The sequence below is a fragment of the Pseudoxanthomonas sp. CCNWLW251 genome (assembly GCF_037402255.1).
Classification (GTDB): Bacteria; Pseudomonadota; Gammaproteobacteria; order Xanthomonadales; family Xanthomonadaceae; genus Pseudoxanthomonas_A.
In genome coordinates this window covers 117,245-141,713 of the sequence record NZ_JBBEGA010000002.1, presented here as the reverse complement: position 1 = coordinate 141,713, position 24,469 = coordinate 117,245, and the positions used below count along the sequence as shown (strand labels likewise).

The following is a 24,469-nucleotide window of genomic DNA, read 5'->3' as shown; positions in this document are numbered from 1 at the left end:
CCGCAGTCATGCGCGCCGGCGGATAGGACAAGAAGAGACAAGCGAGTGCTGGCCAACTACCTGCCCACCCTGTTGTTCCTGATCGTCGCCACCGGCATCGGCATCGCGCTGATGGTGGCCGGCCGCTTCCTGGGGCCGCGTCGTCCGGACGCGCAGAAGCTGTCCCCGTACGAATGCGGCTTCGAGGCTTTCGAAGACGCGCGCATGAAGTTCGACGTGCGCTATTACCTGATCGCCATCCAGTTCATCGTGTTCGATCTGGAAATCATCTTCATTGTTCCGTGGACGCTGGTGTTCCAGGAACTGGGCCCGCGTGCACTCGTCACGATGGGCCTGTTCGTGGGCATGCTGTTCCTCGGCTTCATTTACGTTTGGAAGAAGGGAGCGCTCGAATGGGAGTGATCCAGACCGTCGACCGTCTGATGAACAACCCGATCCCGGAAGGGCGGGTGGACGACATCCTGCGCCCCGAAGGCGACAACCCGCTGCTGGAAAAGGGCTACGTCACCACCAGCGTCGATGCGCTGATGAACTGGGCACGCACCGGTTCGATGTGGCCGATGACGTTTGGCCTGGCGTGCTGTGCGGTGGAGATGATGCACGCCGGCACGTCGCGCCTGGACCTGGATCGCTATGGCGTGGTGTTCCGCCCGTCGCCGCGCCAGTCCGACGTGATGATCGTGGCGGGTACGCTGGTCAACAAGATGGCCCCCGCGCTGCGCAAGGTCTACGACCAGATGCCCGAGCCGAAGTGGGTGATCTCGATGGGCAGCTGCGCCAATGGCGGCGGCTACTACCACTACTCGTACTCCGTCGTGCGCGGTTGCGACCGCATCGTGCCGGTGGACGTCTACGTACCCGGTTGCCCGCCCACGGCCGAGGCGCTGGTGTACGGCATCCTCCAGTTGCAGAAGAAGATCTGGCGCACGCAGACCATCGCACGCTGATTCCTGCTTCCCCCGACATCCCCCTTCAGAGCACGCCACGCCCCATGGCAGAGCAAGCTGCAAACTTCACCGACCAGCTGCGCGCCCGCTTCGCGGACGCGACGGTCAGCGTGGCCGAGCCGCGCGGCGAAATCACGCTGGAAGTGCCGTCCGCCTCCTGGCACGCCGTCTGTCTGGCGCTGCGCGACGAGTTCGGTTTCGAACAGGCCGTCGATGTCAGTGGCGTCGATTACCTGGGCTACGGCAGCACCGAATGGGACACGGCCGATGTGTCCTCCGAGGGCTTCAGTCGCGGCGTGGAGGGTTTCGGCCCGGGACGTTTCAACTGGGAGCAGCGCCCGCAGGGTGCCTCGCAGCCCAACCGCTTCGCGGTGGTCCTGCACCTGCTGTCGTACCAGCACAACCGTCGCGTCCGCGTGCGCTGCTTCGCACCGGATGACGGTCTTCCGGTCGTCGCGTCGCTGTGCGATGTATGGCCGGGCCTGAACTGGTTCGAGCGCGAGGCATTCGACCTGTACGGGATCATCTTCGAAGGTCATCCGGACCTGCGCCGCATCCTGACCGATTACGGTTTCGTCGGTCATCCGTTCCGCAAGGACTTCCCGCTGATCGGCAACGTCGAAGTCCGCTACGACGAAGAGAAGAAGCGCGTGGTGTACGAGCCGGTCACTTCGGTCGAGCCACGCGTCGGCGTGCCGCGCGTGATCCGCGACGACGCGCGCTACCAGACCGCCGCTGGCGAAGCCGCTGCGCGCGAGGGCAAGGCATGAGCAATCCCCAATCCGGCGTCGCGTTCGCCAGCAATCCTGCCGAAAGCAAGCAGGAAATCCGCAACTACACGCTGAACTTCGGTCCCCAGCATCCGGCCGCGCACGGCGTACTGCGCCTGATCCTGGAAATGGACGGCGAGACCATCGTCCGTGCCGATCCGCACGTGGGCCTGCTGCACCGGGGCACCGAGAAACTGGCCGAGTCCAAGCCGTTCAACCAGTCGATCGGTTACATGGACCGCTTGGACTACGTGTCGATGATGTGCAACGAGCACGCCTACGTGCGCGCCATCGAAACCCTGATGGGCATCGAGGCGCCGGAGCGCGCGCAGTACATCCGCACGATGTTCGACGAGATCACCCGCATCCTGAACCACCTGATGTGGATCGGCTCCAATGCGCTCGACCTCGGGGCGATGGCAGTGATGCTGTACGCCTTCCGCGAGCGCGAGGAGCTGATGGACTGCTACGAAGCGGTCAGTGGCGCGCGCATGCATGCGACGTACTACCGTCCGGGCGGCGTGTACCGCGATCTGCCGGATCGCATGCCGAAGTACAAGGAATCGCCGTGGCGCAAGGGCAAGGCGCTGAAGCAGTTCAACCAGGCGCGCGAAGGCTCCCTGCTGGACTTCCTTGAAGACTTCACCAACGAATTCCCCAAGCGCGTCGACGAATACGAGACGCTGCTGACCGACAATCGCATCTGGAAGCAGCGCACCGTCGGCATCGGCGTGGTCTCGCCCGAGCAGGCGCGCGCGCTGGGCATGACCGGCGCGATGCTGCGTGGTTCGGGTATCGCCTGGGACCTGCGCAAGAAGCAGCCCTACGCCAAGTACGACGTGGTCGATTTCGACATTCCGGTCGGCGTGAACGGCGACTGCTACGACCGCTACCTGGTCCGTGTCGCCGAGATGCGCCAGTCCAACCGCATCATCCAGCAGTGCGTGAAGTGGCTGAAGGCCAATCCCGGCCCGGTCATGGTGCAGAACTTCAAGGTCGCGCCCCCCTCCCGCGAGGAGATGAAGGACGACATGGAAGCGCTGATCCACCACTTCAAGCTCTTCAGCGAGGGCTACTGCGTGCCGGCCGGCGAGACCTATTCCGCCGTCGAGGCGCCGAAGGGCGAGTTCGGCTGTTACCTGGTGTCCGATGGCGCCAACAAGCCCTTCCGCGTGAAGCTGCGCGCCCCGGGTTTCGCGCACCTGTCCTCCATGGACGAGATCGTGCGCGGCCACATGCTTCCCGACGTCGTTGCGATGATCGGTACCTATGATCTTGTCTTTGGTGAGGTGGACCGATGAGGGCCACGGGTAATTTCGAGGCGGCGCAGAACGTCGATCCGCTGGTGGCGTTGAGCGACAAGACGCGCGCGCACATCGATCATTGGCTGACCAAGTTCCCGCCGGACCGCAAGCGCTCCGCGGTGCTGCAGGGCCTGCATGCCGCGCAGGAACAGAACGATGGCTGGCTGACCGACGAGCTGATCGCCGCCGTCGCCAAGTACCTCGACTTGCCGCCGGTGTGGGCGTACGAGGTGGCCAGCTTCTATTCGATGTTCGAGACCGAGAAAGTCGGCCGCAACAACGTGGCCTTCTGCACCAACATCAGCTGCTGGCTCAACGGCGCCCAGGACCTGGTCGCCCACGCCGAGAAGAAGCTGGGCTGCAAGCTGGGCGAGTCCACCGCCGATGGTCGCGTGTACCTGAAGCGCGAGGAAGAGTGTGTGGCCGCGTGTTGCGGCGCGCCGGTCGTGGTCATCAACGGCCACTACCACGAGAAGCTGACGCCGGCGAAAGTCGACGAGCTGCTGGACGGGTTGGAGTAAGCGCATGGCAGGCCATTCCCACTATTCCGAAGGCTACGGCCCGGTCGGTCCCGCTCCCAAGGAGCATCAGGCCGTCTACACCACGCTGCATTTCGACAAGCCGTGGTCGTACGAGAACTACCTGAAGACCGGCGGCTACGCTGCGCTGCGCAGGATCATCGAAGAGAAGATCCCGCCGGCCGACGTGGTCGAAATGGTCAAGCAGTCCGGCCTGCGCGGCCGCGGCGGCGCGGGCTTCCCCACCGGCCTGAAGTGGAGCTTCATGCCCAAGGGCGACATGCAGAAGTACATCCTCTGCAATTCGGACGAGTCCGAGCCGGGTACCGCCAAGGACCGCGACATCCTGCGCTACAACCCGCACGCGGTGATCGAGGGCATGGCGATCGCCTGCTACGCCACCGGTTCCACCGTGGGCTACAACTACCTGCGCGGCGAGTTCCACCACGAGCCCTTCGAGCATCTGGAAGAAGCCACCGCCGAAGCCTACAAGCACGGCTGGCTGGGCAAGAACATCCTCGGCTCGGGCGTGGACATCGACCTGTACAACGCGCTCGGCGCAGGCGCCTACATCTGCGGCGAAGAGACCGCGCTGATGGAGTCGCTGGAAGGCAAGAAGGGGCAGCCTCGCTTCAAGCCGCCGTTCCCGGCCAACTTCGGCCTGTACGGCAAGCCGACCACGATCAACAACACCGAGACCTACGCCTCGGTGCCCGCCATCGTGCGCAACGGCGCCGAGTGGTTCATGAACCTGGGCAAGCCCAACAACGGCGGCTGCAAGATCTTCTCGGTCTCCGGCCACGTTGCGCGTCCCGGCAATCACGAGATCCGCCTCGGTACGTCGTTCGCCGACCTGCTGGAGCTCTGCGGTGGCATGCGCGAAGGCCGCAAGCTCAAGGCCGTCATTCCGGGCGGTTCCTCGATGCCGGTGCTGCCGGGCGAGGTGATGATGGGCCTGACGATGGACTACGACAGCATCCAGAAGGCCGGCTCCGGCCTGGGTTCGGGCGCCGTCGTCGTCATGGACGACACCACCTGCATGGTGCGTGCGTGCCAGCGCATCGCGCGCTTCTACTTCAAGGAAAGCTGCGGCCAGTGCACGCCGTGCCGCGAGGGCACCGGCTGGATGTACCGCATGCTGACCCGCGTGGCGGAGCACAAGGCCACCCTTGAGGACCTGCAGACGCTGCGAGCGGCCGCGGGACAGATCGAAGGCCACACCATCTGCGCGTTCGGCGAGGCCGCCGCGTGGCCGGTGCAGGGCATGCTGCGCCATTTCTGGCACGAATTCGAATACGCGATCGTCAACAAGCGTTTCCTCGTCGACGACGAGCGGGACGGCACGGTGGTCCGTTCCAACCTGGAGGTGGCCGCGTGAGTGCGCAGCCCGTGAATCCCAACCTGCCGCCGGACCACGTCACCGTCTTCATCGACGGACAGGAACTGGCCGCGCCCAAGGGTTCGATGATCATCCAGGCCGCCGACAAGGCGGGCATTCCGATTCCACGCTTCTGCTACCACGAGAAGCTGCCGATCGCCGCCAACTGCCGCATGTGCCTGGTGGAAGTGGAGAAGATGCCCAAGCCTGCGCCGGCGTGCGCCACGCCGGTGATGGATGGCATGAAGATCGCCACGCGCAGCGACAAGGCTTTGAAGTCGCAGCGCAACGTGATGGAATTCCTGCTGATCAACCATCCGCTGGACTGCCCGATCTGCGACCAGGGTGGCGAATGCGAGCTGCAGGACCTGTCGCTGGGTTACGGCCGTTCGGTCAGCCGTTTCCAGGAACGCAAGCGCGTGGTGCCGGACGAGGACATCGGTCCGCTGGTCGCCACGGAGATGACCCGCTGCATCCAGTGCACGCGCTGCGTGCGCTTCACCGCCGACGTCGCCGGTACCTACGAGCTGGGCGGCATGTATCGCGGTGAAAACCTGCAGATCGGCACCTACGACGGCAAGCCGCTGACCACCGAGATCTCGGGCAATGTCATCGACGTCTGTCCGGTGGGCGCGCTGACCAACAAAGTGTTCCAGTTCCGCGCCCGTCCGTGGGAACTGATCGCGCGCGAATCCGTCGGCTTCCACGACGCGATGGGTTCCAACGTGTTCTACCACTCGCGCCGCGGCCAAGTGCTGCGCACTGTCCCGCGCGAGAACGAGGCGGTCAACGAATGCTGGCTGTCCGACCGTGACCGCTATTCGCACCAGGGCCTGTATGCCGACGACCGCGCGGTGAAGCCGCTGCTGAAGATCAACGGCGGCACACCCGATGAAAGCTGGCGCGAAGTGTCCTGGGCCGAAGGCCTGGCCGCCGCTGCCGAGATCTTGCGCGCGAACAGGGGCGACAGCCTCGGCGTGCTGGTGCACCCGGCGGTGTCGAACGAGGAGGGCGGCCTGCTGGCAAAGCTCGCCGACGGCCTCGGGACCGGCAACCTGGACCACCGCATCAACAACCGCGACTTCTCCGACGGCGCGGTGGCGGAACCGTTCGCGCTGCCGCTGGCGGAGATCGAGCAGGCCGATGTCATCGTGCTGTTCGGCACCAACATCCGCCACGAACTGCCACTGCTGCACCAGCGCATCCGCAAGGCCGTGCGCAAGGGCGCCAAGGTGCACGTGGTCAATCCGGTCGACTTCGACTTCGCGTTCAGCATCGCCGGCAAGCACATCGTCGCGCCGTCGAAGCTCGGTGCTGCGTTGAACGACGCCGCGCTGCGCGACGTCGCCAAGGCCGGCAACCGCGCGGTCGTGATCGTCGGTGGCATCGCCGAGAATCATCCGCAGGCAGCCTCGCTGCGTGCCGCTGCGGTGGACTATGCGTCCGCGACCGGCGCATCGCTGTGCCGCATCCCGCAGGGCGCCAACGCTGTCGGCCTGGCGCGCCACGGCGTGCTGCCGAGCGCGCGCAACGTGGCCGGCATGTTCGCCGAGCCGCGCAGCGCCTATGTCATTTACGGGATTGAGCCAGGCCTCGATTTCGCCGATACGCCGGCCGCGTCCCGCGCGCTGGCCTCTGCGAAGGTCGTGGCGTTCAGCCATTTCGCCTGCAAGTCGACGCGCGACGTGGCCGACGTAATCTTGCCGATCGGCCTGCTACCTGAAATCGACGCGACGCTGACCAACCTGGACGGCAAGGACCAGCACGCGCAGGCCGCCGGCAAGCTGCCGGGCGAGGCCCGTGAGGGCTGGACGGTGCTGCGTGCACTCGGCGGCGAACTGCAACTGGCCGGCTTCGAGTTCACCGATGCCGCCGGGATGCGCGAAGCGATCGGCAACACGAAGCCTGTCGCCATCGCGACATCGGCGGCACCGGCAGTAAACGGTCAGGGCCTCGAACTGGCGGTCAGCGCAGCGATCTACCGCACCGACGGCACCGTCCGTCGTGCCGAAGCGTTGCAGGCGCATCCGCTGAATGTCGGCGCCCGCATTGTCCTGAACCCTGCCGACGCGCAGGCTGCGGGTGTCGCTGACGGGCAGATGGCCAAGGTCGGCAATGGCATCGGCACGGCCGCGTTGCCGGTGGTGGTGGATGCCCGCGTCGCTGCGGGCGCCGCGTGGATCGAGAGCGGCTACGGCGCGACCGCGCCGCTGGGCGCAGGACGTGTCACGGTGGTGAGCGCATGAACGAGCTGTTGATCAACGCCGTCGGCCCCCTGCGCGAGTGGTTCTTCGGGCTGGGCGACATCGGCATGGTGCTGTGGATCGTGCTGAAGATCCTGGTGATCGCCATGCCGGTGATCATCTCGGTCGCGTTCTACGTGGTCTGGGAGCGCAAGCTGATCGGCTGGATGCACGTGCGCCACGGGCCGATGTACGTGGGCATGGGCATCTTCCAGGCCTTCGCCGACGTCTTCAAGCTGCTGTTCAAGGAAATCATCCAGCCCAGCAGCGCGCAGAAGACCATGTATATCCTGGCGCCGCTGATCACGCTGGCGCCGGCCTTCGCCGCGTGGGCGGTGGTGCCGTTCGATTACCAGCTGGTGCTGTCGAACGCGAACGCCGGCCTGCTGTACCTGCTGGCGATGACCTCGCTGGGCGTGTACGGCATCATCATCGCCGGCTGGGCCTCGAACTCGAAGTACGCCTTCCTCGGCGCGATGCGCTCGGCCGCGCAGGTCGTCAGCTACGAGATCGCGATGGGCTTCGCGCTGGTGGGCGTGCTGATCGCCGCCGGCAGCCTGAACCTGACCGACATCGTGATGGCGCAGTCGGGTAACGCCGGCTTCTTCGAGTGGTTCTGGCTGCCGCTGTTCCCGTTGTTCATCGTGTACTGGGTGTCGGGCGTGGCCGAGACCAACCGCTCGCCGTTCGACGTGGTGGAAGGCGAATCGGAAATCGTCGCCGGCCACATGGTGGAGTACTCGGGTGCGGCGTTCGCGCTGTTCTTCCTGGCCGAATACGCCAACATGATCCTGGTCAGCTTCCTGGTGTCGCTGTTCTTCCTGGGCGGCTGGCTGAGCCCGCTGCAGGGCTGGATCACCGCCGACGTATCGCCCTGGATCAACTGGATCTGGACCGGCGGCTGGCCGTGGCTGCTGCTGAAAGTGCTGTTCTTCGCCAGCGCCTACATCTGGTTCCGCGCCAGTTTCCCGCGCTACCGCTACGACCAGATCATGCGGCTCGGCTGGAAGGTGTTCATCCCGCTGACCATCGCGTGGATCGCGGTGACGGCGTTGCTGGTGTTCTTCGGTGTGTTCGAGAAGGGTGTGTAAATGAACAAGGTTGTGCACTACTTCAAGAGCCTGATGCTGCTGGAACTGATGCAGGGCCTGTGGCTGACGCTGAAGTACACCTTCAAGCCGAAGTACACGCTGATGTACCCGATGGAGAAGTTCCCGCAGTCGCCGCGTTTCCGTGGCCTGCATGCGCTGCGCCGCTATCCCAACGGCGAAGAGCGCTGCATCGCGTGCAAGCTGTGCGAGGCGGTGTGCCCGGCGCTGGCCATCACCATCGACTCGGCCCCGCGCGAGGACGGCACCCGCCGTACCACGCGCTACGACATCGATCTGTTCAAGTGCATCTACTGCGGCTTCTGCGAGGAAAGCTGTCCGGTGGATTCGATCGTGGAAACGCACGTGCTGGAGTACCACTTCGACAAGCGTGGCCAGAACATCGTGACCAAGCCGCAGCTGCTGGCGATTGGCGACCGGCTGGAAGCCGAAATCGCCGAACGCCGCGCCGCCGACGCCGCCTTCCGCTGAGGTCCAAAGAATGGATTGGGTTTTGATCAGCTTCTACGCCTTCGCCACCGTCGCGGTCGTCGCCGCTGGCGCGGTGATCAGCGTGCGCAACCCGGTGCATGCCGTGCTGTGCCTCATCCTGACGTTCTTCTCGGTGGCCTGCACCTGGCTGCTGGTGGGCGCGGAGTTCCTGGGCGTTGCCCTGATCCTCGTCTACGTGGGCGCGGTGATGGTGCTGTTCCTGTTCGTGGTGATGATGCTCGACATCGATGTCGACGCGCTGCGCGAGGGCTGGGTCAAGTTCCTGCCCGCAGGCCTGCTGGTGGCGGTCGTGATGCTGGTGCAGATGCTGGTGCTGATCGGCATCAAGGCGAGGATGGTGGTGCCGTTCCCGGACAACGCCGCCTCGGCCGCGGCCGACGTGTCCAACACGGCCTGGCTGGCGCGCACGCTGTTCACCGAGTTCCTGCTGCCGTTCGAGTTCGCCGCCGTCATCCTGACCGTCGCCGTGGTGGCTGCGGTGATGCTGACGCTGCGCAAGCGCACCGGCATCAAGACGCAGGATCCGGGCGAGCAGTCGCGCGTGAAGGCGAGCGATCGCATCCGCATCATCAAGATGTCCGCGGAGAAGCCGGTGCGTGAAGCGCCGTCCACCCCGGCGGGCGAAGGGGAGGGCACGCCATGATCACGGTCGGTCACCTGCTGGCACTGGGCGCGGTGCTGTTCTGCATCAGCCTGGCGGGCATTTTTTTGAATCGCAAGAACGTCATCGTGCTGCTGATGTCGATCGAGCTGATGCTGCTGTCGGTCAACATCAACTTCGTCGCGTTCTCGCGCGAACTGGGCGACGCCGCCGGCCAGATCTTCGTGTTCTTCATCCTGACCGTGGCCGCGGCCGAGGCCGCCATCGGCCTGGCGATCCTGGTCACCCTGTTCCGCACCCGGCGCACGATCAACGTCGCCGAAGTCGATACGCTCAAAGGCTGATGCACCGATGACCGGTATGGAAGTCCTCCTTTCCAAGAACGTGCTGCTGGCGATCGTGCTGGCGCCGCTGCTGGGCAGCATCATCGCCGGGCTGTTCGGCCGCTTCGTCGGTCGCGCCGGCGCGCACACGGCCACCATCCTGGGCGTGGCGACCAGCTGTGCGCTGTCGTGCTGGGTGCTGTACCAGCTGGTGGCGCAGGGTGCGTCCCCGTTCAACCAGAACCTCTACACCTTCTTCGAGGTCGGCAACATCACCGGCCACGTCGGTTTCATGATCGACAAGCTGACGGCGATGATGATGGTGGTGGTGACCTTCGTGTCGCTGCTGGTGCACATCTACACCATCGGCTACATGGCGGAAGATCCGGGTTACCAGCGGTTCTTCAGCTACATCTCGCTGTTCACCTTCAGCATGCTGATGCTGGTGATGAGCAACAACTTCCTGCAGCTGTTCTTCGGCTGGGAAGCGGTGGGCCTGGTGTCGTACCTGCTGATCGGCTTCTGGTTCAAGCGTCCGACGGCGATCTTCGCCAACATGAAGGCGTTCCTGGTCAACCGCGTCGGCGATTTCGGCTTCCTGCTCGGTATCGGCTGCGTGCTGCTGATGTTCGGCACCCTCGACTACGCCACCGTGTTCGCGAACTCGCCGATGCTGGCCGGCAAGGCCGTGCCGGTCTGGTCCGGCGCGCTCACCCTGTTCGGCGAAACCTGGCAGGTGCTCGACCAGCCGGTGATCTGGTCGATGGCCACGCTGACCTGCATCTGCCTGTTCATAGGCGCGATGGGCAAGTCGGCACAGGTGCCGCTGCATGTCTGGTTGCCTGATTCGATGGAAGGCCCCACGCCGATCTCGGCGCTGATCCACGCGGCCACGATGGTCACCGCCGGCATCTTCATGGTGGCGCGCATGTCGCCGCTGTTCGAGCTGTCGCAGACGGCTCTGGACTTCGTGCTCTTCATCGGCGCGACGACCGCACTGTTCACCGGCCTGATCGGCATCGTGCAGAACGACATCAAGCGTGTGGTGGCGTATTCCACGCTGTCGCAGCTGGGCTACATGACGGTGGCGCTGGGCGTGTCGGCCTACTCGGCCGCGGTGTTCCACCTGATGACGCACGCTTTCTTCAAGGCGCTGCTGTTCCTGGCGGCCGGCTCGGTCATCATCGGCATGCACCACGAGCAGGACATGCGGAAGATGGGCGGCCTGCGCAAGTACATGCCCATCACCTGGATCACCAGCCTGATCGGCACGCTGGCGCTGGTCGGGACGCCGTTCTTCTCCGGTTTCTACTCGAAGGACACCATCATCGAGGCCGCCAAGCACCACCAGCACGTGGCGCACGAGGTGGGCAAGGAAGTGGCCGAGATGGGCGTGATGGCCGCGCAGGGATACCAGGGGCCGAGCGAGTGGATCGCCAACTACGGTTACTGGGCGGTGCTGTTGGGCGTGTTCGTCACCAGCTTCTACAGCTTCCGGCTGCTGTACCTGACGTTCCATGGCAAGGAGCGCTTCCGGGATGCGCATGCGGACCATGGCCACGATGCCCATCACGACCATGCCCACGATGACCATGGTCACGACGATCACGGCCACCACGGCGCGCATGAGCCGCATGAGTCCCCGTGGGTGGTGACGGTGCCGCTGGTGCTGCTGGCGATTCCGTCGATCCTGATCGGTTTCTTCACCATCGGTCCGATGCTGTTCGGCACCGACTGGACGGGTCACCACGAAGCGACGCCGTTCTTCCTCGGCGCGATCGACTTCCTGCGGATCGATCCGAATCTGGCCCTGTCGCCGCGCGACACCGTGATGGCGTTGAAGGCAGAGTTCCACAGTCCGTGGGAGTTCGCCGTGCATGGCATGAAGATGCCGCCGTTCTGGTTGGCACTGGGCGGCTTCGTCCTCGCGACGTTCCTGTACCTGTTCAAGCCGGAACTGCCGGGCAAGGTCCGCAACAGCGCGGTCGGCGCCTTCCTGACCAATATCCTGGACAAGAAGTACTGGGCCGACCATCTCTGGATCAACGGCTTTGCCGGTGGTGGCGTGAAACTGGGCAAGGCGTCCCGCGCCTTCGACAGCCACGTGATCGACGGCGCGGCGGTGAACGGCACGGCCAAGCTGGTCGACCTGGGCGCGCACCTGCTGCGCAAGACCCAGTCCGGCTACCTGTACCACTACGCGTTCGCGATGATCGTCGGCCTGATCCTGCTGTTGGGCGTCGTCATCAAGTTTTGGCAGTAACGACCTGACGCCGCCGCTCCGGCGGATCGTCCTGGCGAAGAACTCAACGGATAACACAACGTGTCGAACTGGCCCCTGCTTAGTGTTCTGATCTGGCTGCCCATCCTGGGTGGCGCGCTGGTGCTCGCGCTGGGCAATGCCCGCGCGGATGCGGCCCGCTGGCTGGGCTTCGCGGTGGCGGTGCTGACCTTCGTCTTCAGCGTCGGGCTGCTGACCGGGTTCGACTACGCCAACCCGGGCCTGCAGTTCGTCGAAAACCATGCGTGGATCCCCAGTTTCGACATCCACTACAACCTCGGTGCCGACGGCATCGCGGTGGCGCTGCTGCTGCTCAACACGCTGATCACCGTGCTGACGCTTGCCGGTGCGTGGGGTTCGGTGAACAAGCGCGTGGCGCAGTACGTGGCCGCGTTCCTGATCCTGGAAGGCCTGACCAACGGCATCTTCGCCGCCAGCGACGCGGTCCTGTTCTACGTGTTCTTCGAGGCGATGCTGATCCCGATGTTCCTGATCATCGGTGTCTGGGGCGGTCCGCGCCGCATCTACGCCTCGCTGAAGTTCTTCCTGTACACGTTCCTCGGCTCGGTGCTGATGCTGGTCGGTCTGGTGTATCTGTACGTCAAGGGTGGCAGCTTCCAGCTGGCCGACCTGTACGCGATGCCGCTGACGGCGAAGGAACAGACCTGGCTGTTCTTCGCGTTCCTGATCGCATTCGCGGTGAAGATCCCGATGTTCCCGGTGCACACCTGGCTGCCGGACGCGCACGTCGAGGCGCCGACCGCCGGTTCGGTAATCCTGGCGGCCATCGCGCTGAAGATCGGCGGCTACGGCCTGCTGCGCTTCAGCCTGCCGATCGTGCCGGATGCCGGCCACGAGTGGGCGACGTTCGTCATCGTGCTGTCGCTGATCGCCGTGGTCTACGTGGGCCTGGTGGCGTTGGTGCAGGACGACATGAAGAAGCTGATCGCCTATTCGTCGGTCTCGCACATGGGCTTCGTCACCCTCGGCATCTTCATCGCCTTCAGCCTGGTGCGCGACTACGGCAACCTGGACGGCGCGCGCCTGGGCCTGCAGGGCGCGATGGTGCAGATGATCAGCCACGGCTTCATCTCCGGTGCGATGTTCACCTGCGTCGGCGTGCTCTACGACCGCATGCACACCCGCATGATCAAGGACTACGGCGGGGTCATCAACACGATGCCGTGGTTCGGCGCCTTCTTCATCCTGTTCGGCATGGCCAACTCCGGCCTGCCGGGCACCAGCGGCTTCGTCGGCGAGTTCATGGTCATCCTGGCCAGCTTCCAGCAGCATCCGCTGATCGCTTTCTTCGCCGCCACCACGCTGGTGATCGGTGCGGCCTATACGCTGTGGCTGGTCAAGCGCGTGATCCTCGGCGACGTGGCCAATGCCCATGTGGCCGAGCTGAAGGACGTGTCCCTGCGCGAGGCGTTGGTACTGGGCGGGTTCGCCGTCTGCGTACTGGCGCTGGGTGTGTATCCCAAGCCGCTGACGGACCTGATGGAGCCGTCGATCGCGCAACTGGCGATGCAGCTCGCCAACAGCAAGCTGTAAGGAAGAACCATGACGACGCCGATGCCCATCTCCGCCGCCGACCTGCAGCCGCTGCTGCCGGAGCTCACCCTGATCGCGGGCGCGTTCGCGCTGCTGATGCTGGACCTGTTCCTCGACAGCTCCCGCCGCATCATCACCCACGCCCTGGCGCTGGTCGTCATGGTCGCGGTGGTCTGGATGCTGGCGACCGGTGTGGGCGGGCAGGGCAGCGTGTTCAGCGGCATGTTCGTGCGCGACACGCTGGCCGATGTCAGCAAGGTCGTGATCGTCGCCGTCAGCGCGTTGTCGCTGGTCTACGGCTGGCCGTACCTGCGCGAGCGCAACCTGTATCCGGGCGAGGCGCCCGTACTGGTGATGTTCGCCACCGCCGGCATGATGGTGATGGTATCGGCCGGTAGCCTGGTGATGGTCTATCTGGGCCTGGAGCTGCTGGCGCTGTGTTCCTATGCGCTGGTGGCGCTGAACCGCGACGACGGCCTGGCGACCGAAGCGGCGATGAAGTACATCGTGCTGGGTTCGCTGGCGTCTGGCCTGCTGTTGTACGGCATGTCGCTGGTGTACGGCGCGACCGGTTCGCTGCAGTTGCCGGCGATCTTCGATGCCACGGGCGCGGCACTGGCAGGCGGCGGTGAGCAGCGCATGCTGTTGCTGACCGGCGTGGTGTTCATGGTGGCGGGCGTGGCCTTCAAGCTGGGCGCGGCGCCGTTCCACATGTGGCTGCCCGACGTCTACCAGGGCGCCTCGACGCCGGTGACGCTGTTCATCAGTGCGGCACCGAAGCTCGCTGCGTTCGGCATGGCATTCCGCCTGCTGCAGGATGGCGTGGGCCCGGCCGCGGCGCAGTGGCAGTGGCTGCTGGCGGGACTGGCGGCGGCGTCGCTGGTGATCGGCAACGTGATCGCCATCGCGCAGACCAACCTGAAGCGCATGCTGGCGTACTCCACAGTGTCGCACGTCGGCTTCCTGCTGGTCGGTTTCGCGGGCGGCGGGGAGACGGGGTATTCGGCAGCACTGTTCTACGCGATCAGCTACGCGATCATGTCGGCGGCGGCGTTCGGCGCGATCATCGTGCTGTCGCGCCAGGGCTTCGAGGCCGACAGGATCGACGACTTCAAGGGCCTGAATGCGCGCAATCCGTGGCAGGCAGGCCTGGTGCTGTGCGTGATGGCGTCCCTGGCCGGTGTACCGCCTTTCCTCGGCTTCTGGGCCAAGCTGGTCGTGCTGGGCGCGGCGGTCAACGGCGGTTTCCTGTGGCTGGCCATCGTCGGCGTGCTGTGCGCGGTCATCGGCGCCTTCTACTACCTGCGCGTGATCAAGGTGATGTACTTCGACGAGCCGGTGGGCGAGATTCCGCCGCCGCGCGCCGATCGCGTGGTGCCGATCGTGTTCGGCGTGAACGCGCTCGCGCTGCTCGCGCTGGGCGTCGCGTGGAATCCGATCATGGCGTGGTGCAAGCTGGCGTTCGCCGGCTGAGGCCGGATCGCCGGCAACGTTTGCAGGCAACGTCACCGGCAATGGGCCGCCGGTGGGGCTCATGAACGCGATGTTTCAACTTGGTGCACGGCAAGGCTTGCAATGCACCGGCGTATTCATCATAATTTCGCTTCTGCTGCGGGGTGGAGCAGTCTGGCAGCTCGTCGGGCTCATAACCCGAAGGTCGCAGGTTCAAATCCTGCCCCCGCTACCATGTTTGTCCGAGGCCGCCTGAGTACAGGCGGCCGACGAAAAACCTGGGCACGCAACGACGCATGTTCCCGTCGTTGCACCGACATCCAGCGTATCGGACAAGGGGCCCATCGGGCCCCTTGTTTGTTTCAGCGATACGCACGGCACTACCAAACCATCGGCATCGAATCCGTGAGCGAGAAGGCCAACCACATCGCCAACCTGCTGGCACCGACGGTCCAGGCCCTGGGCCTGGAGCTGCTGGGCATCGAGTACCTGCCGGCTCCCGGCAGCGCCACGCTGCGCCTGTACATCGATGTGCAGGAAGCCGAGCGCGATACGCGCCACGTCAACGTCGAGGACTGCGAGGCGGTGAGCCGCGAAGTCTCGGCGCAGCTGGACGTGGAAGATCCCATCACCGGCAACTACACGCTGGAAGTGTCCTCGCCCGGCGTGGACCGGCCGCTGTTCGAACTGGCCCACTTCGCCCGCTTCCTGGGCGAGACGGCCAAAGTGGTGCTCAAGCTGCCGCAGGATCGTCGTCGCCGTCTGCAGGGCACGATCAGCCGCATCGAAGGCGAGGACATCGTGTTCACCGTGGACGACGCCGAAATGACGGTGGCGTTCGATAATATCGACAAGGCGCGCCTGGTCCCCGACTGGGCGGCGCTGGGCCTGGCGCCCGAGAAACCCGGTGGCGGCCGCAAGGCCGGTGCCAAGGCTGGGGACGCCAAGCGCGCACCGGCCAGAAAAGCCAAGAAAAAACCCAACCAACCGGCGGCCCGCAAGCCGCGCGCGGAGTGATCAATGAGTAAGGAATTGTTGCTGGTCGTGGATGCGGTGGCCAACGAAAAGGGCGTGCCGCGCGAAGTCATCTTCGATGCCATCGAGGCCGCCCTGGCGTCCGCCGCCAAGAAGCGCTACATGGACCAGGACGTGCAGGTGCGCGTCACCATCGACCACAAGGACGGCAGCTACGAGACGTTCCGCCGCTGGGAAGTGGTGGCCGATGACGTGGTGATGGAGTCGCCGGACCGCCAGATCCGCCTGATGGATGCCGAGGACGAAGCCGAAGGCGCCGAAGTGGGCGACTGGATCGAAGAGAAGATCGAGAACCCGGATTTCGGCCGCATCGCCGCGCAGGCCGCCAAGCAGGTCATCGTGCAGCGCGTGCGTGAAGCCGAGCGCGCGCAGGTGGTCGATGCCTGGAAGGACCGCGTGGGCGAGCTGGTCACCGGCGTGGTCAAGCGCGCCGAGCGCGGTAACATCTACGTGGACCTGGGCGGCAACGCCGAGGCCTTCATCCCGAAGGACAAGGGCATCCCGCGCGACGTGCTGCGCGCTGGCGACCGCGTCCGCGGCTACCTGTTCGACGTGCGCTACGAACCGCGCGGCCCGCAGCTGTTCATCAGCCGGGCCGCACCGGAATTCATGATCGAGCTGTTCAAGCTGGAAGTGCCGGAGGTGGGCCAGGGCCTGGTCGAGATCAAGGCCTGTGCACGCGATCCGGGCGACCGCGCCAAGATCGCCGTGCTCGCGCACGACACCCGCACCGATCCCATCGGCGCCTGCATCGGCATGCGCGGTTCGCGCGTGCAGGCCGTGAGCAACGAGCTGAACGGCGAGCGGGTGGACATCGTGCTGTGGAACGACAACCCGGCCACCTTCGTCATCAACGCGATGGCACCGGCGGAAGTGCAGTCGATCATCGTCGATGAAGAGAAGCATTCGATGGACCTGGCCGTGGCGGAAGACCGCCTGGCGCAGGCGATCGGCAAGGGCGGCCAGAACGTGCGCCTGGCCAGCCGCCTGACGGGCTGGCAGCTCAACGTCATGACCGCCGACCAGGTGCAGGCCAAGAGCGAGGCCGAACAGGCCGTCGCCCGCCAGCTGTTCATGGACAAGCTGGAAGTGGACGAGGAAATCGCCGCCATCCTGGTCGCCGAGGGCTTCAGCACGGTCGAGGAAATCGCCTACGTGCCGGTCGGCGAACTGCTGGCCGTCGAGGGCTTCGACGAGGACATCGTCGAGGAGCTGCGCTCGCGTGCCCGCGATGCCCTGCTGAACGAGGCGCTGGCCGAGGAAGAGGGCCTGGAGGAGAACCACCCGGCCGAGGACCTGCTGGCGCTGGAAGGCATGGACGAAGAGACGGCGTTCGCGCTGGCCTCGCATGGCGTCCGTACCAGCGAGGACCTGTCCGACCTGGCCGCCGACGAAGTGGTCGAATTCGGCATCGAGGGACTGGACGAGGGCCGCGCCGCGGCGCTGATCCTGGCCGCCCGTGCCGAAGAGATTGCTCGTTTGGAGCGCGGCGCATGAGCGCCGCCCGGGCTCGCCTGGGACGCGGCGCATGAGCCACCCATGAACACCGCCCTGGCACCCGCAGGGCTTAGAATTCCCCCTCTTGAAAAGGGTTGCCCCACCACCACCGGGGGGGCGCAACACCCAACCTAGGATCCGAATGTCGCAGCAAACCACCATCCGCAAGCTCGCTGAACTGGTCAATACGCCGGTCGAGAAACTCCTGGAGCAACTGGCCGAGGCCGGGATGAGCTTCAGCGGTCCCGACCAGGTCGTGACCAGCATGGAAAAAGTGAAGCTGCTCGGCTTCCTCAAGCGTTCCCACGGCAAGAGCGATGCCGCCGCGGATGATGCCGGGTCGAAGAAGATCACGCTGAACCGCCGCAAGGTGCAGGAAGTGACCGTCGCGGCCGGGCGCAGCAAGACCACGGTGAACGTGGAAGTGCGCCAGAAGCGCACCTACGTGAAGCCGACCGACGCCGAATCCGTCAGCACCAACTGGCAGAACGAACCGGATCCGGAACGCGCCGAGATCCTGCGCAAGCTGGAAGAGTCCCGCCAACGCAACCTCGACGAACAGCAGCGGCTGGCCCAGGAAGACGCCAAGCGCGCCGAAGAGCTCGAGCGTCGCCGGCAGGAAGAAGCCGCCGCCCGCGCCGAAGCGGAGGCCGCGCGTGCGCAGGCCGATGCCGAGGCAGCGGCACTGGCCGCCGGTGCCGTCGCCGTGGACGGTGACGAACCTGCGCGCCCGACGAAGCCGGCGACCCCGGGCCACCACGTGCCCAAGATGGTCGTGCGCAAGGACCCGCCGCGTACCGACGACCGCAACAATGCCGCGGCCGCCAAGCACAAGACCCGTGGCTCGCATGCGATGGTCGCCGGCGTCGAAGACGACGACAACACCAGCCGCTTCGCAGGCCAGCTGCACTTGTCTGCCGCCGACCGTGCCCGTCGCGGCGCTTCGCGCGGCAAGCCCAAGCCGCCGCGCCGCCATGAGCAGAGCCGCGGTGGCGGCGGTGCGCATGGCTTCGAGCGTCCGACCGCGCCGATCGTGCGCGAAGTGGCGATCGGCGAGACCATCACCGTGGCCGACCTGGCGCAGAAGCTCGCGCTGAAGGGTGGCGACGTGGTGAAGGCGCTGTTCAAGATGGGCGTGATGGCCACCATCACCCAGTCCATCGACCACGACACCGCCGCGCTGATCACCGAGGAACTGGGCCACAAGGCCGTCCGGGCCGACGCCAACGACGTCGAGAACGAACTGCTGGCGCATTCGGAAGAGCAGCAGGGCGAGAAGGTCGCGCGTCCCCCGGTGGTCACCATCATGGGCCACGTCGACCACGGCAAGACCTCGCTGCTGGACTACATCCGCCGCACCAAGATCGCCAGCGGCGAAGCCGGCGGCATCACCCAGCACATCGGCGCGTACCACGTGGAAACGCCGAAGGGCGTCATCAGCTTCCTCGACACCCCGGGCCACGCCGCGTTCACCGCGATGCGCGCCCGTGGCGCCAAGCTGACCGACATCGTGGTGCTGGTGGTCGCGGCGGACGACGGCGTCATGCCGCAGACCCGCGAAGCCATCCAGCACGCCAAGGCGGCCAAGGTGCCGCTGATCGTGGCGGTGAACAAGATCGACAAGTCCGACGCCGACCCGCTGCGCGTGAAGAACGAGCTGCTGGCCGAGGAAGTGGTCGCCGAAGACTTCGGCGGCGACACCCAGATGGTCGAGATCTCGGCCAAGACGGGCCAGGGCGTGGACAACCTGCTGGACGCCATCTCCATCCAGGCCGAACTGCTGGAACTGAAGTCGGTCGAAGACGGCCGCGCCAGCGGTGTGGTCATCGAATCCTCGCTGGACAAGGGCCGTGGCCCGGTTGCGACGGTGCTGGTGCAGCAGGGCACGCTGAAGAAGGGCGACTACCTGGTCTGCGGTGTCCAGTACGGCCGCGTGCGTGCGCTGTTCGACGAGACCGGCGCACAGCCGCCGTCGGCCGGCCCGTCTATCCCCGTGCAGGTGCTGGGTCTGTCCGGCGTGCCCGAGGCTGGCGATGATTTCGTCGTGGTCGAGGACGAGCGCCTGGCCAAGGACGTGGCGCAGCAGCGCGACACCAAGCGCCGCGAATCGCGCCTGGTGCAGTCCGCCGGCAGCCGCATGGAAGACATCATGGCGCAGCTGGGCAAGGGCGAAGGCCAGCTCAGCCTCAACCTGATCATCAAGGCCGACGTGCAGGGTTCGGTGGAGGCGCTGCGTCATTCGCTGACCGCGCTGTCCAACGAATCGATCCGCATCAACATCATCCACTCCGGCGTGGGTGGCATCACCGAGTCCGACGCCAACTCCGCGGTCACCTCCAAGGCCACCGTCATCGGCTTCAACGTGCGTGCCGACGCCTCCGCGCGTCGCATCATCGAAGCCGCCGGCGTGGACCTGCGCTACTTCTCGATCATCTATGACGTGATCGACCAGGTGAAGCAGGTGGCCTCCGGCCTGTTGGGCGTGGAGATCCGCGAAGAGATCATCGGCATCGCCGAAGTGCGCGACGTGTTCCGCAGCTCCAAGTTCGGTGCGGTCGCGGGCTGCATGGTGGTCGAGGGCACGGTCAAGCGGAACAAGCCCATCCGCGTGCTGCGCGCCAGCACGGTGGTGTTCGAGGGCGAACTGGAATCGCTGCGCCGCTTCAAGGAGAACGTCGACGAGGTGCGCAATGGCACCGAGTGCGGCATCGGTGTGAAGGCCTACAACGACGTCCAGCCGGGCGACCAGATCGAGTGCTTCGAGCGCATCGAAGTGCAGCGCACGCTCTGATCATGCCGACCAAGTCGTTCCACCGCACCGACCGCGTCTCCGCCCAGCTCCGTCGCGAGCTGGGCACGCTGGTGCACGAGGCCGTGCGTGAGCACGGCCTGCCGTCGGTCAGCGTGTCCGACGTGGAAGTCACCCGTGACATGGCGCACGCCAAGGTGTTCGTCACCGCCCTGATGCCCGAGCGTTCCGTGGAAGCCGTGAAGGGCCTGAAGGAACTGGCCTGGGGTTTGCGCATGGAACTGGCGCGTCGGGTCAAGATGCGCCATGTACCCGAGTTGCATTTCCACTACGACGATTCCGTCGACCGCGGCGAGCGCATCGAGAACCTGCTGCGCGACCTGCCGCCCCCGCCGGACGACGAGTGACCCCGCGTTCCCTGTAGGCGCTGCGACAACAGCGGCACAGGGCTCCCCGGACGTCATCCGAATGCGGCAAGGCCACGGTCGCAGCTTGCGCAGCTCCTACAGAAGGTCATCCCGCTTCCGATGTCGCCGCCGAAGCTCAAGTTCCGTTCGCTGGATGGCCTGCTGCTGCTGGACAAGCCGCAGGGAATGAGTTCGAACGCCGCGCTCCAGGTCGCACGCCGGCTGTTCCGGGCAGAGAAGGGCGGGCATACCGGCAGCCTCGATCCGCTCGCCACCGGCCTGCTGCCGCTGTGCTTCGGCGAGGCGACCAAGATCGCCGGCCTGTTGCTGGGATCCTCCAAGGCCTACGACACGGTCGCCGTGCTGGGTACCACCACCGATACCGACGATGCCGACGGCACACCACTGCGTGAACGCGCGGTGCCACGGCTGGATGCCGCCACCTTGGACGCCGCGCTGGCCCCGCTGAAGGGACGCATCCGTCAGCGCGCCCCCATCTATTCGGCGCTCAAGCAGGGCGGCGAGCCGCTCTACACCAAGGCCCGCCGCGGAGACATCATCGAAGCGCCCGAACGCGACGTCGATGTCCACGCCATCGAGGTGCTCGGGATCGCGCCGGACCGGCTCTTCTTGCGGGTCGAGTGCGGTTCCGGCACCTACGTGCGCAGCCTAGTCCGTGATCTGGGCGAGGCGCTGGGCTGCGGCGCCCACGTGGCCGAACTGCGTCGTCTCTGGGTCGACCCGTTCAGGCAACCGCGCATGTATTCCCTGGACGCGCTGCAGATGCTGGCTGAACAGGGTGGGGAAGCCGCCCTCGAGGCGTGTCTGCTGCCCATCGAGGCTGGCCTGGCCGGCTTCCCCCGGGTCGACGTCGACGCCATCGATGCGCGCCGGCTGGCGCAGGGCCAGAAGCTGCGCGGACATCCTCCCCGCGACGGCACGGTCGCGATCCACGGGCAGGACGGCCGCGTCCTGGGGCTGGGCACGGTCGATGCCGACGGCACCCTCTCGCCGCAGCGATTGTTCGCCTGGGCGGTCGCCGGCACCGCCACCAAGGGCGGCAACGGTCAATAAAACCTTGTTTCACAAGGCCCCCGCGGCTACACTACGCCGCCGGTTTCGCGCCGGCATTTCCTTATTTCCCCAGCTTCATCAACGGCGAGCCAGGCGGTGCGCGCGGAGGACACCCGCGTTCCTGCAGGCCACGCATCAACAGAGAGAAACCATGTCCGTCGATACCCAGAAAGTGATTGCCGACAACGCCCGCGGCGCCAACGACACCGGCTCCCCGGAAGTGCAGGTCGCCCTGCTGACCGCCCGCATCGAGCACCTGAGCGGCCACTTCAAGACCCACAAGAAGGACCACCACAGCCGCCGTGGTCTGCTGCAGCTGGTCAACCGCCGTCGCAGTCTGCTTGACTACCTCAAGAAGAAAGACAACGAGCGCTACAAGACCTTGATCGAGAAGTTGGGTCTGCGTCGCTGATATACCCCCCCACCGCGGCGCAGAGATGCGCCGCGGTTTGCATTTCAGGGAACGGAATGCGCTGCATCCGCTGGCCGCACCGGGCCCGCCCCGCACAGCACCACCGGCCGGACGCATCCGGCCAGCCGCACGCGACAAGGGTCGCGTGAGGTCCAACCCGCACAAGGCACCTCAAGGAACCAACGTGGCAAAAATCACCAAAACCTTCCAGTACGGCAAGCACCAGGTCACCCTGGAAACCGGCGAAATCGCCCGCCAGGCGGGCGGTGCCGTCATCGTCAAGTTCGATGACACCGTGCTGCTGGTCACCGCCGTGGCGGCGAAGTCGGCCCGTGAAGGGCAGGACTTCTTCCCGCTGACGGTCGACTACCAGGAGAAGTTCTACGCCGGTGGCCGCATCCCGGGCGGCTTCTTCAAGCGTGAAGGCCGCGCGACCGAGAAGGAGACTCTGATCTCCCGCCTGATCGACCGCCCGCTGCGCCCACTGTTCCCGGAAGAATTCCGCAATGAAGTGCAGGTCATCGCCACGGTGATGTCGCTGAACCCGGAAATCGACGGCGACATCCCGGCCCTGATCGGTGCTTCCGCCGCCGTCGCCCTGACCGGCGCGCCGTTCAACGGCCCGATCGGTGCCGCCAAGGTCGGCTACGTCAACGGCGAATACGTGTTGAATCCGACCGTCAGCGAACTGAAGGACTCCAAGCTGGAGCTCGTCGTCGCCGGTACGTCCAACGCCGTGCTGATGGTGGAATCCGAAGCCGCCGAGCTGTCCGAAGACGTGATGCTGGGCGCCGTGATGTTCGGCCACCGCGAAATGCAGAAGGTCATCCACATCATCAACGAGCTGGTCACCGAAGCCGGTACCAAGAACTGGGACTGGTCTGCGCCGGCCAAGAACGAGGCGATGATCTCCGCGCTGAAGGAAGCCGTGGGCACCCAGCTCGAGTCCGCCTTCCAGGTGCGCGACAAGCTGCAGCGCCGCGACGCCATCGCCGCCATCAAGAAGGACGTGCTGCAGCAGCTGGCCGGCCGTGCCGAAGCCGATGGCTGGAGCGCCGGCGCGCTGTCGAAGGAATTCGGCGAGCTCGAGTACCAGACCATGCGCGGTTCCGTGCTGGCCACCAAGGTCCGCATCGACGGCCGTGCGCTGGATACCGTCCGCCCGATCTCCTCCAAGGTCAGCGTGCTGCCGCGCGTGCACGGCTCCTCGCTGTTCACCCGTGGTGAGACGCAGGCGATCGTCGCCGTCACCCTCGGCACCGCGCGCGATGGCCAAGTGATCGACGCCGTCGGCGGCGAGTGGAAGGACCACTTCCTGTTCCACTACAACTTCCCCCCGTTCTCGGTGGGCGAAGCCGGCCGCATGATGGGCCCGAAGCGTCGCGAAATCGGCCACGGCCGCCTCGCCAAGCGCGGCGTGCTTGCCGTCATGCCGACGATGGAAGCTTTCCCGTACACCATCCGCGTGGTCTCGGAAATCACCGAGTCGAACGGTTCCTCCTCGATGGCTTCGGTCTGCGGCAGCTCGCTGGCGCTGATGGATGCCGGCGTGCCGATCAAGGCGCCGGTGGCCGGCATCGCGATGGGCCTGGTGAAGGAAGGCAACGACTTCGTCGTGCTGAGCGACATCCTGGGTGACGAAGATCACCTGGGCGACATGGATTTCAAGGTCGCCGGTACCGCCAACGGTGTGTCCGCGCTGCAGATGGACATCAAGATCGAAGGCATCACCGAAGAGATCATGAAGCAGGCGCTGACGCAGGCGAGGGCCGGCCGACTGCACATCCTGGGCGAGATGGCCCATGCGATGACCTCGCCGCGCCAGGAGCTGAGCGAATTCGCGCCGCGCCTGATCACCATCAAGATCCACCCCGACAAGATCCGCGAAGTGATCGGCAAGGGCGGTTCGGTGATCCAGGCCATCACCAAGGAAACCGGCACGCAGATCGACATCCAGGACGACGGCACCATCACCATCGCCTCGGTCAACGGCGCTGCCGGCCAGGCCGCCAAGGCCCGCATCGAGCAGATCACGTCCGACGTCGAGCCGGGCCGCATCTACGAAGGCAAGGTCGCCAAGATCATGGACTTCGGTGCGTTCGTCACCATCCTGCCGGGCAAGGACGGCCTGGTGCACGTGTCGCAGATCTCCAACGACCGCGTCGAGAAGGTCAGCGACGCGCTGAAGGAAGGCGACGTGGTCAAGGTCAAGGTGCTGGAAGTCGACAAGCAGGGCCGCATCCGCTTGTCGATCAAGGCCGTGGAAGAAGGCGAGGGCGTGTCGGCCGAGTAAGCCGCACGACATCGCGACGCGATACGGAAA

At 65.7% G+C, this 24,469-nt stretch carries 21 protein-coding genes and 1 tRNA gene; all 22 read left to right on the top strand.

Features of this window, described 5'->3' with window-relative positions; genetic code table 11:
• Positions 1-45: 45 nt before the first annotated feature.
• The 22 genes from WBN46_RS07570 to pnp all read left to right on the top strand — a co-directional run bounded on the left by WBN46_RS07570 (position 46) and on the right by pnp (position 24,439).
• Complete coding sequence (locus WBN46_RS07570; RefSeq protein WP_055943822.1) at positions 46-402, top strand: NADH-quinone oxidoreductase subunit A; 357 nt, start codon at positions 46-48, stop codon at positions 400-402.
• Positions 393-947: an NADH-quinone oxidoreductase subunit B gene (locus tag WBN46_RS07565; protein WP_093299488.1), complete on the top strand. Its 555-nt coding sequence runs from the start codon at positions 393-395 to the stop codon at positions 945-947. The genes WBN46_RS07570 and WBN46_RS07565 overlap by 10 nt, the downstream gene beginning before the upstream one ends.
• A 44-nt stretch (positions 948-991) precedes the next feature.
• Positions 992-1,717: an NADH-quinone oxidoreductase subunit C gene (locus WBN46_RS07560; protein WP_192201417.1), complete on the top strand. Its 726-nt coding sequence runs from the start codon at positions 992-994 to the stop codon at positions 1,715-1,717.
• A complete protein-coding gene (locus WBN46_RS07555; RefSeq protein ID WP_337731013.1) occupies positions 1,714-3,018 on the top strand; it encodes an NADH-quinone oxidoreductase subunit D in 1,305 nt (434 codons plus the stop codon). Before WBN46_RS07560 ends, WBN46_RS07555 begins: the two co-directional genes overlap by 4 nt.
• Positions 3,015-3,542, top strand: a complete 528-nt coding sequence (gene nuoE / locus WBN46_RS07550; RefSeq protein ID WP_055943835.1) for an NADH-quinone oxidoreductase subunit NuoE — start codon at positions 3,015-3,017, stop codon at positions 3,540-3,542. Before WBN46_RS07555 ends, nuoE begins: the two co-directional genes overlap by 4 nt.
• A gap of 4 nt (positions 3,543-3,546) precedes the next feature.
• Positions 3,547-4,917: an NADH-quinone oxidoreductase subunit NuoF gene (gene nuoF / locus WBN46_RS07545; RefSeq protein ID WP_337731012.1), complete on the top strand. Its 1,371-nt coding sequence runs from the start codon at positions 3,547-3,549 to the stop codon at positions 4,915-4,917.
• Complete coding sequence (gene nuoG / locus WBN46_RS07540) at positions 4,914-7,163, top strand: NADH-quinone oxidoreductase subunit NuoG (protein WP_337731011.1); 2,250 nt, start codon at positions 4,914-4,916, stop codon at positions 7,161-7,163. Before nuoF ends, nuoG begins: the two co-directional genes overlap by 4 nt.
• A complete protein-coding gene (gene nuoH / locus WBN46_RS07535; protein WP_337731010.1) occupies positions 7,160-8,251 on the top strand; it encodes an NADH-quinone oxidoreductase subunit NuoH in 1,092 nt (363 codons plus the stop codon). Before nuoG ends, nuoH begins: the two co-directional genes overlap by 4 nt.
• A complete protein-coding gene (gene nuoI, locus WBN46_RS07530; protein WP_055943845.1) occupies positions 8,252-8,740 on the top strand; it encodes an NADH-quinone oxidoreductase subunit NuoI in 489 nt (162 codons plus the stop codon).
• Positions 8,741-8,750: 10 nt separating this feature from the next.
• Entirely contained in the window at positions 8,751-9,404 is a 654-nt protein-coding gene (locus WBN46_RS07525; RefSeq protein WP_337731009.1) for an NADH-quinone oxidoreductase subunit J, read from the top strand.
• The gene (nuoK, locus tag WBN46_RS07520) at positions 9,401-9,706 is read left to right on the top strand and encodes an NADH-quinone oxidoreductase subunit NuoK (RefSeq protein ID WP_192201411.1); all 306 of its coding nucleotides are present in this window, start codon (positions 9,401-9,403) and stop codon (positions 9,704-9,706) included. The genes WBN46_RS07525 and nuoK overlap by 4 nt, the downstream gene beginning before the upstream one ends.
• Before the next feature lie 16 nt (positions 9,707-9,722).
• Positions 9,723-11,948 (top strand): NADH-quinone oxidoreductase subunit L, encoded by a 2,226-nt coding sequence (gene nuoL, locus WBN46_RS07515; protein WP_337731890.1) that lies wholly within the window; start codon positions 9,723-9,725, stop codon positions 11,946-11,948.
• 60 nt (positions 11,949-12,008) lie between these two features.
• The gene (locus WBN46_RS07510) at positions 12,009-13,520 is read left to right on the top strand and encodes an NADH-quinone oxidoreductase subunit M (protein ID WP_337731008.1); all 1,512 of its coding nucleotides are present in this window, start codon (positions 12,009-12,011) and stop codon (positions 13,518-13,520) included.
• Positions 13,521-13,529: 9 nt separating this feature from the next.
• Positions 13,530-14,993: an NADH-quinone oxidoreductase subunit NuoN gene (gene nuoN / locus WBN46_RS07505; protein WP_337731007.1), complete on the top strand. Its 1,464-nt coding sequence runs from the start codon at positions 13,530-13,532 to the stop codon at positions 14,991-14,993.
• Between the two features lie 137 nt (positions 14,994-15,130).
• Positions 15,131-15,207 (top strand) — tRNA-Met (locus tag WBN46_RS07500).
• Between the two features lie 170 nt (positions 15,208-15,377).
• Positions 15,378-15,989 carry a ribosome maturation factor RimP gene (gene rimP / locus WBN46_RS07495; protein WP_337731006.1) on the top strand — a complete coding sequence of 204 codons (612 nt, stop codon included), beginning with the start codon at positions 15,378-15,380 and terminating at the stop codon, positions 15,987-15,989.
• Positions 15,990-15,992: 3 nt separating this feature from the next.
• Positions 15,993-17,504, top strand: a complete 1,512-nt coding sequence (gene nusA, locus WBN46_RS07490) for a transcription termination factor NusA (protein WP_337731005.1) — start codon at positions 15,993-15,995, stop codon at positions 17,502-17,504.
• A gap of 142 nt (positions 17,505-17,646) precedes the next feature.
• Entirely contained in the window at positions 17,647-20,295 is a 2,649-nt protein-coding gene (infB, locus tag WBN46_RS07485) for a translation initiation factor IF-2 (RefSeq protein ID WP_337731004.1), read from the top strand.
• Between the two features lie 2 nt (positions 20,296-20,297).
• Entirely contained in the window at positions 20,298-20,660 is a 363-nt protein-coding gene (gene rbfA / locus WBN46_RS07480) for a 30S ribosome-binding factor RbfA (protein WP_192201404.1), read from the top strand.
• A 120-nt stretch (positions 20,661-20,780) separates the two neighbouring features.
• The gene (gene truB / locus WBN46_RS07475; RefSeq protein WP_337731003.1) at positions 20,781-21,734 is read left to right on the top strand and encodes a tRNA pseudouridine(55) synthase TruB; all 954 of its coding nucleotides are present in this window, start codon (positions 20,781-20,783) and stop codon (positions 21,732-21,734) included.
• Between the two features lie 151 nt (positions 21,735-21,885).
• Positions 21,886-22,146: a 30S ribosomal protein S15 gene (rpsO, locus tag WBN46_RS07470; RefSeq protein WP_162336597.1), complete on the top strand. Its 261-nt coding sequence runs from the start codon at positions 21,886-21,888 to the stop codon at positions 22,144-22,146.
• 184 nt (positions 22,147-22,330) lie between these two features.
• Positions 22,331-24,439, top strand: coding sequence for a polyribonucleotide nucleotidyltransferase (gene pnp / locus WBN46_RS07465; protein WP_337731002.1), 2,109 nt, complete (start codon positions 22,331-22,333; stop codon positions 24,437-24,439).
• The last annotated feature ends 30 nt before the right edge of the window (positions 24,440-24,469 follow it).

Excerpts from the sequence above, each read along its gene's own strand:
- WBN46_RS07555 (WP_337731013.1), top strand. The coding sequence starts at position 1,714 with ATGAGCAATCCCCAATCCGGCGTCGCGTTCGCCAGCAATCCTGCCGAA.
- nuoL (WP_337731890.1), top strand. The coding sequence starts at position 9,723 with ATGGAAGTCCTCCTTTCCAAGAACGTGCTGCTGGCGATCGTGCTGGCG.
- nuoN (WP_337731007.1), top strand. The coding sequence starts at position 13,530 with ATGACGACGCCGATGCCCATCTCCGCCGCCGACCTGCAGCCGCTGCTG.
- WBN46_RS07525 (WP_337731009.1), top strand. The coding sequence starts at position 8,751 with ATGGATTGGGTTTTGATCAGCTTCTACGCCTTCGCCACCGTCGCGGTC.
- WBN46_RS07560 (WP_192201417.1), top strand. The coding sequence starts at position 992 with ATGGCAGAGCAAGCTGCAAACTTCACCGACCAGCTGCGCGCCCGCTTC.
- nuoF (WP_337731012.1), top strand. The coding sequence starts at position 3,547 with ATGGCAGGCCATTCCCACTATTCCGAAGGCTACGGCCCGGTCGGTCCC.
- nusA (WP_337731005.1), top strand. The coding sequence starts at position 15,993 with ATGAGTAAGGAATTGTTGCTGGTCGTGGATGCGGTGGCCAACGAAAAG.
- rbfA (WP_192201404.1), top strand. The coding sequence starts at position 20,298 with ATGCCGACCAAGTCGTTCCACCGCACCGACCGCGTCTCCGCCCAGCTC.
- nuoH (WP_337731010.1), top strand. The coding sequence starts at position 7,160 with ATGAACGAGCTGTTGATCAACGCCGTCGGCCCCCTGCGCGAGTGGTTC.
- nuoE (WP_055943835.1), top strand. The coding sequence starts at position 3,015 with ATGAGGGCCACGGGTAATTTCGAGGCGGCGCAGAACGTCGATCCGCTG.
- nuoI (WP_055943845.1), top strand. The coding sequence starts at position 8,252 with ATGAACAAGGTTGTGCACTACTTCAAGAGCCTGATGCTGCTGGAACTG.
- nuoK (WP_192201411.1), top strand. The coding sequence starts at position 9,401 with ATGATCACGGTCGGTCACCTGCTGGCACTGGGCGCGGTGCTGTTCTGC.
- rpsO (WP_162336597.1), top strand. The coding sequence starts at position 21,886 with ATGTCCGTCGATACCCAGAAAGTGATTGCCGACAACGCCCGCGGCGCC.
- infB (WP_337731004.1), top strand. The coding sequence starts at position 17,647 with ATGTCGCAGCAAACCACCATCCGCAAGCTCGCTGAACTGGTCAATACG.
- WBN46_RS07565 (WP_093299488.1), top strand. The coding sequence starts at position 393 with ATGGGAGTGATCCAGACCGTCGACCGTCTGATGAACAACCCGATCCCG.
- truB (WP_337731003.1), top strand. The coding sequence starts at position 20,781 with ATGTCGCCGCCGAAGCTCAAGTTCCGTTCGCTGGATGGCCTGCTGCTG.